We start from the raw sequence: 11608 nt of genomic DNA, 5'->3' as shown, positions 1-11608 counted from the left end.
GCGCATATGGAGGATGATGACGTGACAGCTGAAATAATCGAGAAGACGAAGCAGGATGTTGGTGGGGCGCCAGCGGAAGGCCGGATCACCGACGAAGCCGTCGCTGCGGCACGCAGCATGATCGGCCTGCAGCTGCGCCCTGAAGGCCCCTACCTGCAGGACGCGACGACCGACACGCTGCGGAATTGGTGCAACGGTATCGGCGACCTCAATCCGCTCTATCGCGAACAGGAATACGGCCGCAATTCCCGCTACGGAGGTCAGGTCGCGCATCCGATGTTCCCGATGGCGTTCGGCTGGGTCGGGCGTACGCGCTGGGGCCTGCCGGGTGTCCACGGTTTCTACGCCGGCAACGACTGGGAGCTTTTCCGGCACATTCGCCCGGGCGACCGGATCAGCGCCATCGAGCGCGTCGTCGGCGTCGAGGAAAAAGAAAGCAAATTCTCCGGCCGCCTCGTCCTGCAGTATGTCGAGGCGACTTACAGCAACCAGCACGGCGAGATCGTCGCTCGCGCGCTGGGGACTTGCACGCGTCACGAGCGCAAGGCGGCCCGGGATGCCGGCAAATACAAGGATATCCAGACCCACGAATATTCCCAGGAAGAATTCGAGCAGATCGACGAGGCTATCCTGCGTGAAGAGAGCCGCATGCGCGGCAGCAATGTCCGGTACTGGGAGGACGTGAAGGAAGGCGAGGAGCTCGAGCCGATAGTCCGCGGACCACTTTCGCTGATGGATACGATGGGCTTCCTGGTCGGCTGCGGCCGCGGCCACACCCATGGCGTCGTCTTCAAGGCGGCGATGAAGCATCCGGGCCACTTCTTCCGCAATCCCGAAGCGGGTGGCGGCATCGAATATACCGGCATCGGCCACCATCGCGAATCGACGGCGAAGGAAGTGGGCGTTCCAGGCGTCTACGATTACGGCCCGCAGCGGTCGTCCTGGATGTGTTCGCTAGTCACCAACTGGATGGGCGACGCAGCCTTCCTGAAGCGCGTCCGCACCGAAATGCGCCGCTTCAACACCATGGGCGATTCCACCTGGTGCAAGGGCAAGGTCACCCGCAAATACGTCAAGGATCGCCATGCTCTCGTCGATATCGAGATCTGGGGTGAAAATCAGCGCGGTGAAATCACCACGCCGGGCCTGGCCACGGTGATTCTTCCGAGCCGCGATCCCAACGTTCCGGTGCATTTCGACGGCGCAGGCCTCGATCTCGAGCTTCCGGTCGTCCGGTAGCTGACGAAGGAGAGGATCATGGAGGCGCTGCTTCCCCTTGCCGGTCTGCGCTGCGTCGAATGCGCCACCGGCGTCGCTGCGGCCTATGCCGGACGGCTTCTGGCGTCGATGGGTGCGGACGTGACGATGATAGAACCGAGGGATGGTTCTCCGCTGCGGCGGGAGCCTCCCTTTCTCGGACCGCGTAGCGGCGAAAGTGCGCTGTTCGCCTATCTTTCCGCAGGGAAGCAAGCCATCTCTGTCGATCTTGATACGGAAGCCGGTCGGGAGGAGTTCGCCCGGCTGATCGGCCAGGCGCAGGTTCTCGTCGAGGACGTTCCAGTCGCACAACGGGAATTGGTGGGAATCGCCGCTGAGGCGGTTTCGGCCCGATGGCCTGATCTTGTCCATCTATCCATACTGCCTTTCGGTTCTTGCGGACCGAAAAGCAGATGGGTGGGCTCGGAGCTCAATCTCATTCATTCGGCGGGCGAGGGTTTTCTGCTTCCTAACGGGCTATCGGCGGCACTTTTTCCCGATCGACCACCCCTCAAGATCGCGGGGCATTTCGCCGAGATGCAAGGCGGCATCGCTGGCGCACTCGACGCCCTGGCCGCGCTTTGGAGCGGAATAGGCCAGTATGTCGATGTCTCCATCCAGGATGCCAATCTTGCCGTCGGCGCCTTCACGGTGCAGCGGTATGGCGACGGATCTCTGGAGCACAGGCTCTCAAGGTCGTTCCGTTACGGCGGCGTTATCGCGTGCATGGATGGTTATGTGGAACTGCTGACGCTTGAGCAGCGGCAGTGGCAGGGCCTGATAGAGCTGATGGGTCATCCGGAATGGGCCAGGGATCCCGCGCTGGAGGATGCGACCGAGCGCAGCACGAGAGGCGACTTCATCAACGCGCAAATCCGTGAATGGGCGGGAAGCCAGCTGGTCGAGGACGTCGTCGTCGAGGCACAGAAGCTGGGCGTGCCAATGGCAAGATACAATGCGCCCGAGCAGATCCTGGACGGGCATCATGAAGCCGCACGCGGCCTGTTCTCTACCATGTCCATGCCAGAAGGCGGGGAATGCAAGATGCAAACCGGGCCTTTCCGGTTCGATGGCAGGCCGCTTCCGGCGCGCCCCTGGCCGACATTGGCGCCCGCAGATCGGGACGTGGAGCCGAGGCAGCTGGATTCAACGAGAATTCGTGTTGGAAGGGAGCGCGCATGAAACCGCTTCACGGCGTCCGGGTCGCCGATTTCACCGTTCATGCGGCGGGTCCGTTCTGCACGCATATGCTGTCGCAGCTCGGGGCGGAATGCATCAAGATCGAGAGCGCGCTACGGCCCGATATCTTCAGGAAGCCGCATGCGGTCTACGGTCGAAACGGGCCTGCGAGCTTCGATCAGGTGGCGTCGAACAAGCTCTCCATCCGCTTGAATATGAAGCACCCGGAAGGCGTCGGGCTGGCGAAAAGGCTCGTCGCCATATCGGATGTCGCTGCCGAGAGCTTTCGTGCAGGCGTCATGAAGAGGCTGGGTCTCGGCTATGATGCCCTGCGGCAGGTCAAGGACGACATCGTTATGGTGTCGGTGTCTTCTTCCGGCCAGACCGGCCCGGATTCACATTTTGCCGGATATGCGCCCTTGTTCGGAGCCTGGGGAGGACTTGGCTTCCTGTCGGGGTACAGCGACGGCCCCCCCATGGAAATGAGGCATGTCATGGATCATTCGGTCGGGCTCAACGCAGCACTTGCCACCATGGCGGCACTTCACCGTCGCCGCAATACTGGGCAGGGCGGGCATATCGACGTGGCGGCCCGCGAGGTCGCCTCTTCGCTGGTGGGGGAGGCGCTGATGGCGGTCTCGGCCGGTGGCATCGTCGAGCGTCTGGGCAATGACGACTATCGTCGCGCACCCCATGGTCTTTACGCAACGGACAAGCCTGACCGGTGGCTCAGCATCGCCATCGGTACCGAAGAACAGTGGCGCGCCTTCCTGAACGTCGCGGAATTGCAGGATTTCCAGATGGATCCTCGCTTCACAGATGCCGCGAGCCGCCATGCCAACCGGCGTATCCTGGACATCATCGTCGGAACATGGTGCGCGAAGCGTAATGCGGACGATACCGCCGCCTTGCTCCAAAGCGTCGGTGTGCCTGCACATGTATCGTGGAACACGCATGACCTCGTGCAGGATCCGCATCTGAAGGCGAGGGGTGCGATCGTTCAGGTTGACGACCGGGATGGCGGCTCTCGGGCAGCCGTCGGGTTTCCGGGACGGTTCTCCAAGAGCGATGCCCCGTCGATCGAGCGGGGCACGCCGGAGCTCGGGGAGCATGAAGCGTATGTATACGGCGAGCTGCTGGGAATGGCCCAACGGGAAATCGATGAGCTCGTCGAACGGGAAGTGATCTATTAAGGTGGTGGGAGGCGGAATATGTCAGCGGATTCTGTATCCGGAGCGGTTCCGGACTATTCGGATGTGGTAGGCCGGACAGAGCGAAGAAGCGCACTGATCGAACCCGAACGCGTCGAAGCCTTGGCGAACACGCTCGGCATCGACAACATACCCGGGCAAGGTGGTGCTCTGCCACCGGCATGGCATTGGATATTCTTCAATCCATTCGTCCCGCGCAGTGCGGTGGGTGTGGATGGTCATCTCAAACGCGGCGGTTTTCTGCCGGATGTGGGGTTGCCGAGGCGAATGTGGGCGGGTGGACGCTTGCAGTATATCGCGCCCGTTCCCATCGGCAAGATTGCGGAAAAGGTGAGTGAAATACTGTCCGTGACGCCGAAATCGGGCAAAGCGGGGCGACTGGTATTCGTCACGGTGAAACATCGCATCGTCTGCGACGGCACAGTGTGTGTCGAGGAGGAACAGGACATCGTCTACCGCGAGCTGCCTCAGGCGGGTGCAGCTCCTGCGCCCGTCCAGACCGCTCCGGAAGGCGCGACATGGTCCGAAACGCTGACGCCTGACCCGGTGCTGTTGTTTCGTTATTCCGCCCTAACATTCAATGGTCACCGGATCCACTACGACGCACCCTATGCGCGGGAGGCGGAGGGCTATCCGGATCTTGTTGTCCACGGACCACTGATCTCGACGCTGCTGCATGGGTTGGCAACGCGGGCTCGCCCCGGCAAGCGACTCCGTCATTTCGATTTTCGGGCGATATCTCCCTTGTTCGTCAGCGCACCCTTTGCATTGGAAGCGGCGCCGGGCGATGCTGCGGACGGCCTGATCTTATGGGCGCGCGGCGCCAAGGGAGAGCTCGCGATGCGGGCAGAAGCAGTGTTCGCCGACTGAAGCAGATCCATCGAAACAGGCAATGTGCAATGAATCATCCTCATAGCTATCTATTTGTGCCCGGCCATCGGGCCGACAGATTTGAAAAGGCCGCAGCCTCGGGCGCGCACCGTATCATCATCGATCTCGAAGACGCCGTCGCGCCAGCGGAGAAGGACGACGCACGCCGAAACGTTGTCAGCTGGTTCCAGCAAGGAGGAAGCGGCGTCGTTCGGATCAATGGGGCCGACACGTTCTGGTTCGATGCGGATCTGGCTGCGGTTGCCTCGTGTTCACACGCGGAGGTCATGGTTCCGAAAGCAACCGTGGCAAGCTTGCAGCGTGTCGCACGCTTTCTCATCGACACTCCCCTTCTAGCGTTAGTCGAAAGCGTGGAAGGTCTGGTCGATATCCACGCGGTCGCCGCAGTTGACGCGGTAACGCGTCTCGCTTTCGGAAACCTTGATTTTGGCGCCGATTCTCGAATCTCGGAGGGCGGCAGCTTTCTCGACCCGGCTCGGTTCCAAATTGCCCTCGCCTCACGGCATGCCAATCTTCTTCCGCCAATAGACGGCGTAACGGTCAGTTTCGACGATGAGGCAAAGTTGCTAGAGGACGTTGAACGAGCAAAGGGTTTCGGCTTCTCCGCCAAGCTTTGCATCCATCCAAGGCAAATCGGAGTGGTCAACGCGGGCTTTCTGCCCAGTGAGACCGATATTGCATGGGCATCAACTATACTTGCTGCGGTACAATCGACGCAGGGCGAAGCCATTCAGATCGACGGCAAAATGGTCGACAAGCCGATTGTTGAGCGCGCTCGAGCGATTCTTTCCGGCAGAAGCGCGTAAGCACTGGCTCGTCTATCCCACGCGCCCTAACGTTACGGTCGATGGTTCAGATCCTTTCAAAGAAGGGATCTGAAAACATGTCGGGAGCGTCATAGCAGTATTATTTCAGCATTTAATTGGGCGCGTTGACTGGCGTGTGTATTGAGGCGCCCGCCTTTCGGTAACTGCTTGGCGTCGAGCTGCCAGGAAAGCGATCACGCCGCCGCGATCCCGAAGGCTGCCAAGCGCCAGTTCGCCGATCACGCTCGGTGGCAGAGTAGGCGATCGTCCTCAAATGCAGGGTTCGCGGTTCGATTACCGTCAAGATCGTAGGTTCACGTCAAATTGACCAGCCACGCGACGCACGTCAGCAATAGACCGCGGCGCAAAATTAGGCCAAGTTGCTGCCATCAAGCAGAAGCATAGCCGCCCTTCATCGGCCGGAGCACAAGAGGCGCGAAAGAGCCCACTCAGCCATCGATCGGCCGCTGTCCATAATGGTTGGAGGATGAATGGCTGGTCGTCTGGACGGTAAGGTCGCGCTCATCAGTGGCGGCGCGGGTGGATGCGGTCTCGCCGCGTCCGAGCTTTTTGCCCGAGAGGGCGCAGCAGTCGGGATCGTCGATCTCCCGCATAGCCAGGGGGCAGTCGTCGCAGCCCGCTTGTGTGAAGAGGGCCTGAAAGTAGCATTTGCGCCCGCCGACGTTTCCGACGAATTGCAGGTGAAACGTGCGGTAGACGCGATTTCCGGCGAACTCGGACCGATAACGGTGCTGTTCAATCACGCCGGCACGATCATCATCCGGCCGCTCCTCGAAACCTCGGTGGAGGATTGGGATCGGCTGATGGCCATCAATGTCCGCAGCATGTTCCTTATGACGCGTGCCGTCCTGCCGCACATGATCAAGGCGGGTGGCGGGTCCATCGTCTGCACGTCGTCGATCTCGGCGGTCGCCGCGACACCGATGGAAGTTCTCTACGATACGACCAAGGGCGCATGTCACATGTTTGCTCGGGCGATCGCGGTCGAATTTCGCGACCGCAATATTCGCTGCAATGCGGTCTGCCCGGGCTTCATCCAGACGCCGCACGGCCAGAAAGAAGTCGAGGAATTGACCCGCTACGGGATCGACGTCTCGGATGCAGCGATCGCCGCTCAGCAGGGCAGGATGTGCCGGCCGGACGAGGTCGCCAAGGCGGCACTCTACCTCGCGAGCGACGACGCCAGTTTCGTCAGCGGCACCCATCTGTTTGTCGATAATTGTTTTACAGCGATGTGAGGGAAAAATGGCTCTGGAAAAAGGCGGCCTGTGGCGCAACTGGGTCGGCAATCAATATTGCGTTTCACAATTCAAGGCATCGCCAGAAACGGAAGCCGAAGTGGCAGAGCTTGTCCACGAAGCCGATATACATGATCTGGCAGTCCGTGTTTCGGGCTCGGGACATTCCTTCACACCCGTTGTCGGCACCAACGGGCTGTTACTGTCGCTCGCAAATCTGCGCGGCGTGCAGAACATCGACCGTGAGCGGAAACAGATCACGGTGGCGGGCGGAACGCGCATCAACGAAGTCGGCAGGACGCTGAAAGAACATGGTCTTTCATTGATCAACCAGGGCGACATCGACAGCCAGGCTGTCGCCGGCGCGTTTACGACCGGAACCCACGGAACCGGGATCAAGCTCGGAAACCTGGCCTCGTCGATTGCCGGTATGCGGATCGTCACCGCTACTGGAGACATTGTCGATATCGACGGTAGCGACAGCGACATGCTGCACGCAGCCCAGGTTTCGGTCGGAACGCTCGGTGTGATATCCTCGCTGACGCTCAACGTGATGGACGCCTATAATCTGCACGAACGTCTCTGGCGGGACGACTTCGAGACTTGCATGGAGCGTCACGACGAACTGGCTTCAAAACATCGCCATTTCGGCTTCTTCTGGTGCCCGACGCCGGAAAGCCGCCATCTGTACTGCCTTGCGGACACGTCTGCGGTATCGAGTACGAACAAGCTGGCCGATGTCTGCGAGATGAAGGTGATGGATATCACCGAAGCCGCTCCGATGGAGAGCGAATTCGAAAAGATCGCCTATAGTTCCGAGGTTTATCCGATCGAATACGTGCCGAATTTCGTCGAACTGGAATATGCGGTTCCCCTCGAGCACGGCAAGGCCGCGATAAGGGCCGTCCGGGATCTGATGCTGAACAAGCACACCAACTGCATCTATCCGATCGAATACCGCTTTACCGCCGGCGATCCGGCATGGATGAGCCCCTTCCACCGCCAGGATAGCATCACCCTGTCGGTGTCGGGCGGTCCGGGTATCGACTACTGGCCCTTCCTGAAGGACGTCGATCAAATTCTACGGGGATACAACTCTCGCCCGCATTGGGGAAAGATGCATTTCCTCGACACGGATGACGTCACGAAGCTTTACCCTCGCGCCAAAGAGTTTCGAGCGCTGAGACGGGATCTGGATCCGAAGGGCCGGTTCCTGAACGACCACTTGAAGATGTTGTTTGGATAAACGGTTAGCCAGCCTCGACTCGGCCGCGGTCCGCAAAGAGCAGGAGGCTGCGCCGTCCGGCGTCTGACGCCTCAGAAATGTCGAAGCCTCGGCACCATTAGTACCGAGGCTTCTTTTGTGGCGCGCCGCCGAGCGGAACTTCGCCTAGGAGGAGATGTCCTCGAGCTTGCGCCCACCGGTCTCGATCATCTGGGTTGCGGCAAGCGCGCCGATCACGGCAACGATCCCGAACATGATGAAGACTGACTTGATGCCTTGCGTACCGACCATATAGCCGACCGTCGCCGGCCCGACGGCCGAGGCGATGCGCAGCCATGAAGTGGCAAGACCCGTTCCGACCGCACGCATTCGTGTCGGATAGATTTCCGGCGTGTAGAGGTAAAGCACGGCGTTGACGGAGCCAACGACGCCATAGGCGAGAGTCGCGAGCAGAATGAGCGACCAGAGGCTGCTCGCACCACCGGCGGCGAGTGCAGCCAAGAGAACGGCGCCGACCAGGAAGGAGACGATAGCCCAGGTGCGCCTCCCGATACGATCGATGCAGAAGGCGCAGGCAAACAGAATGACGACCTGCGCGACATTGGTCATCGAGGCTGCCCGCAGAGCACTGCCGAGTTCGAGCGAATAGACGGTATGGTAGAGCGTCGGCATCCAGTTGTTCAGGCTGTTGGCCACGAAGAACGAGCTCGCCCAGAGGATCCATGCGACGATAGTACGCACGCGGAAGGTGGGCGACAGCAGCTCTCGCCAGCGGCTGCGTGGCCGCGGCGCAGCGGCCTCGCTTTGGCCACCGAGCGTCAATGTCGCTTCGTTATAGGCGCGGTCATCGAAGGAATAGCCGGGATCCTTGCGCCGCGCACTTTCCTCAGCCTGGCATATCACTTTTTCGGCTTCGTCCAGCCGGCCCTGGCCGATCAGCCAGCGCGGCGATTCCGGTAATCGGTACACCAGATAGGCGATGAGCAGGCCTGGAATCCCGCCAAGCAGGAACAACGATTTCCAGCCAAAGACCGGCACGATTAACGTGCCGACCTGGCCTGTCACCATCAACCCGATCGGAAAGATCAGCTCGTAGAGCATGAAGTTGCGCCCGCGCCCCTTGGCGCGCAAAAGCTCGCTGATATAGGTGGCCGCAACGGGCATTTCGCCGCCGACCCCGATACCTTGGATCAGCCGGCAAATGAACAGCATCTGGAAATCGCCGGCCAATATGCAGGCGAGGCTCATGACCGACATCAGCGCGGTGGCGGATGCAGCCATGTGAACGCGGCCGAGCGTCTCCGCAAGGCGGCTGAAGAGCAGCGCGCCGACGAGCTGGCCGATATAGCTTGCCGCGATCATCCAGCCGATTTGAGCCGGCGTCAGCGCCCAGAGCTTGATCAGGATCGGCAGGACAAACGCAAGCGAAAGCGCATCGAAGGCATCGAGAAATGTGGCGCTGCCCATGATGATACGCGCCCGGCGATGCCAGGATGTAAAAGGGATCGCTTCGAAGCGCGCGGTCAAAACCGCGGCGCGGCCTGTCGGTGGCGTCTGCTGCGGGCTGTCTTGCGAGACTTCGCCTGCAGCTGAGCCAGCGACCAGTATGCTATTGTTATCGTGCATATCATCCTCCCAGATCAGCACGGTTAAACAGGCTGGCGGCGCCTCCTGGCCGCCAGCTTCGCCCTATTTGGCGGCAGCTTCGATGATCTTGCCGATCGCCTCGGCGACGTCATCGCTGCATTCTATCGGCGTCAGATGCCGGGCGCCCGGCAGGATCGTCAAGGACGCCCCGGGGATCGCCTCGGCAAGCTGGCGTGCACTCTCGACCGGGGTCGCATAGTCTTCTTCGCCGACGATGACGGAAACCGGGAAATGAAAGCCGGAAAGCGCACTGCGAAGATCGGCATTTCCGAGCATGATGCAGGTTGCCTCATAGGCATCGAGATCGTTGCGGACAAAGATCTCCATCATCTCCTGGATCTTGCGCGGATTTTCCGCCCGAAAGCGGTTACCGAACCAACGGGTTGCCTGGAAGGCGGCCATCGAGGCGAGGCCTTCGGCCCGCGCTTTCGCAGCCCGGGCCCGCCATTCCTGCGGTGCCTCTTCCCCATACCAAGCCGTGGTATCGATAAGAGTCATGGCCGAAACCCGTTTCGGATGACGGGCGGCAAAAGCCTGCGTAATGCAGCCGCCCATAGAGCAGCCCGCAACAACCGCCTGATCCCAGCCGACTTTGTCGAGAACCTCGGCGATATCATCGGCATAGCGTTCGATAGCGTGGGAAAGGGGCGCGCGGCTGCTCCAGCCATGCCCGCGGCAGTCGATGCAGATTATCTCGGCCTGCGCCTCCAGTCCGGAGACGACATCCGTCCAGATGCTGCCGTCAAGGGCGAGCGAATGGATCAGCAGCAGGCGCGGCTTTCCCGGCGTGCCGTATCGTCGGAAGGCGATGGTTGCCTGGTCCGAGACGGTCACGAACTCGTAGCGACCGTCCATCATGCGGGCTTCTTGCTGCAACATTGCGCTGTTCCGATCAGCCGGCCATGGCCAGTTCGTTTTCGCCCACGAGCGGCACGTTCCAGGCGTCATAGCCGTAGAGCCAGGTTGTATCGTCGTTGCCACCAGACATCCATGTGTTGGCGCTGGAGATCGCCTGGATGCGAGACGTACGCGGCTTGCGGTTTGCCTCGTAGCGGCGGAAGGCACCTTCGATGTCGTCATTGTCGACGGCCTCGAGGCAGCGTGCCAGCACGGCGGCGTCCTCGATGGAGGTTGCGGCACCCTGAGCCATATAGGGCGTCATGGGATGGCAAGCATCGCCCAGAAGCGCAACACGGCCGTCGCTCCAGCGCGGCAGCGGTTCGCGTTCGAGAATGGCCCATTTATGGCAATCCGGGCAGGCGTTGAGCACCATCTGCACTTCCGGATGGAAGCCTTCGTAAGCCGCTCTCAATTCCTTGACATCGCCCTTTGCCGACCAGGATTCGGCCGTCATCCAGTCCGCCGGCTCGGGAACGCTGGTGACGAAATACAGCGAGCTGTGGTCTGCGGCTGTGTAATAGATCACGATGTGCCGATCGACGCCCCACCACTTCGTTCTTGAGGGCGCAATCTTGCCCCCGTTCATCAGGCTGGCATCGAAGACCGCACGATAGGCGATACGCCCCTTGTGCAGCGGCGCGTCCGGGCCGACGATGATCTCGCGCACCAGCGAGTGAACGCCATCAGCGGCAATAACCGCATCGGCTTCGACCTTGGTGCTGTCGGCGAAGGAAAGGCTGACGCCGCCGCGTTCCTGATCGAGACCGACGAGCTTCTTGCCGAGATGGACGATCTCAGGCGGAAGCACCGAGTAAAGCGCCTCATGCAGATCGGCGCGATGCATGCAGAGGAACGGTGCACCGTAGAGGCTCTCCGGCATCGGCAGCTCGCGCTTGATCTCGCCCGTGTCCCAGACGCGGTTGAGGTGGGAATAGGGTTCGAAGGCAATCTTCTTGAGGCGATCCAGCACGCCGATGCCGCGCAGCACATGCGACGAATTGGGCAGCATCTGGATGCCAGCGCCGACGCGCGCGAATTTCGGCGCCTGCTCGTAAACCTGGACGTCGATACCGACCTTGCGCAGTGTCGCCGCAGCGGCAAGCCCGCCCATGCCGGCTCCAATGATTGCGATCTTCGGTTTGCTCTTGGCCATGTCGTCTCCTCCGTGTGTCGGTCAAGTTGGAGGAGCCTAGAGGCGTGACATCTGCATGTAAAATATTTATATTGTTCAAC

The 11608-nt window shown here is 60.9% G+C and carries 10 protein-coding genes and 1 pseudogene; 7 read left to right on the top strand and 4 right to left on the bottom strand.

Going from position 1 to position 11608, the window contains the following annotated elements:
- The first annotated feature begins 21 nt into the window (after positions 1-21).
- Genes PMI07_RS13805 through PMI07_RS13785 form a run of 5 tightly spaced genes read left to right on the top strand, consistent with a single transcriptional unit; the run spans position 22 to position 5344 of the window.
- Entirely contained in the window at positions 22-1239 is a 1218-nt protein-coding gene (locus tag PMI07_RS13805; protein ID WP_007752255.1) for a MaoC family dehydratase N-terminal domain-containing protein, read from the top strand.
- A gap of 18 nt (positions 1240-1257) precedes the next feature.
- Positions 1258-2439 (top strand): CoA transferase, encoded by a 1182-nt coding sequence (locus tag PMI07_RS13800; RefSeq protein WP_007752252.1) that lies wholly within the window; start codon positions 1258-1260, stop codon positions 2437-2439.
- Complete coding sequence (locus tag PMI07_RS13795) at positions 2436-3629, top strand: CoA transferase (RefSeq protein WP_007752250.1); 1194 nt, start codon at positions 2436-2438, stop codon at positions 3627-3629. Before PMI07_RS13800 ends, PMI07_RS13795 begins: the two co-directional genes overlap by 4 nt.
- 18 nt (positions 3630-3647) lie before the next feature.
- Entirely contained in the window at positions 3648-4517 is an 870-nt protein-coding gene (locus tag PMI07_RS13790) for a hypothetical protein (RefSeq protein WP_007752248.1), read from the top strand.
- Between the two features lie 29 nt (positions 4518-4546).
- On the top strand, positions 4547-5344 hold the full coding sequence (locus tag PMI07_RS13785; protein WP_007752246.1) for a CoA ester lyase: 798 nt from the start codon (positions 4547-4549) through the stop codon (positions 5342-5344).
- A 162-nt stretch (positions 5345-5506) separates the two neighbouring features.
- On the opposite strand, the pseudogene PMI07_RS35620 reads toward PMI07_RS13785, so the two are convergent.
- Positions 5507-5616: pseudogene (locus PMI07_RS35620) on the bottom strand (type II toxin-antitoxin system VapC family toxin); the annotation flags it as partial.
- 219 nt (positions 5617-5835) lie between these two features.
- On the opposite strand from PMI07_RS35620, the gene PMI07_RS13780 reads away from it, so the two are divergent.
- Together PMI07_RS13780 and PMI07_RS13775 are read left to right on the top strand one after the other, a co-directional pair.
- Entirely contained in the window at positions 5836-6603 is a 768-nt protein-coding gene (locus PMI07_RS13780; protein WP_007752244.1) for an SDR family oxidoreductase, read from the top strand.
- Positions 6604-6610: 7 nt separating this feature from the next.
- The gene (locus PMI07_RS13775; protein WP_007752242.1) at positions 6611-7849 is read left to right on the top strand and encodes a D-arabinono-1,4-lactone oxidase; all 1239 of its coding nucleotides are present in this window, start codon (positions 6611-6613) and stop codon (positions 7847-7849) included.
- 144 nt (positions 7850-7993) lie between these two features.
- Here the strand turns inward: PMI07_RS13775 and PMI07_RS13770 are convergent, their stop codons facing one another.
- The 3 genes from PMI07_RS13770 to PMI07_RS13760 form a co-directional block, all read right to left on the bottom strand.
- Complete coding sequence (locus PMI07_RS13770) at positions 7994-9454, bottom strand: MFS transporter (RefSeq protein WP_007752240.1); 1461 nt, start codon at positions 9452-9454, stop codon at positions 7994-7996.
- 63 nt (positions 9455-9517) lie between these two features.
- Positions 9518-10354 carry an alpha/beta hydrolase gene (locus PMI07_RS13765; RefSeq protein WP_024163798.1) on the bottom strand — a complete coding sequence of 279 codons (837 nt, stop codon included), beginning with the start codon at positions 10352-10354 and terminating at the stop codon, positions 9518-9520.
- Between the two features lie 13 nt (positions 10355-10367).
- Positions 10368-11528, bottom strand: a complete 1161-nt coding sequence (locus PMI07_RS13760) for an FAD-dependent monooxygenase (protein WP_007775891.1) — start codon at positions 11526-11528, stop codon at positions 10368-10370.
- Positions 11529-11608 lie beyond the last annotated feature (80 nt).

Origin of the sequence: Rhizobium sp. CF080, from assembly GCF_000282095.2 — a bacterium.
GTDB lineage: Bacteria > Pseudomonadota > Alphaproteobacteria > Rhizobiales > Rhizobiaceae > Neorhizobium.
The sequence above is the reverse complement of the archived record's forward strand: the minus strand, read 5'-3'. Positions and strand labels throughout refer to the sequence as shown.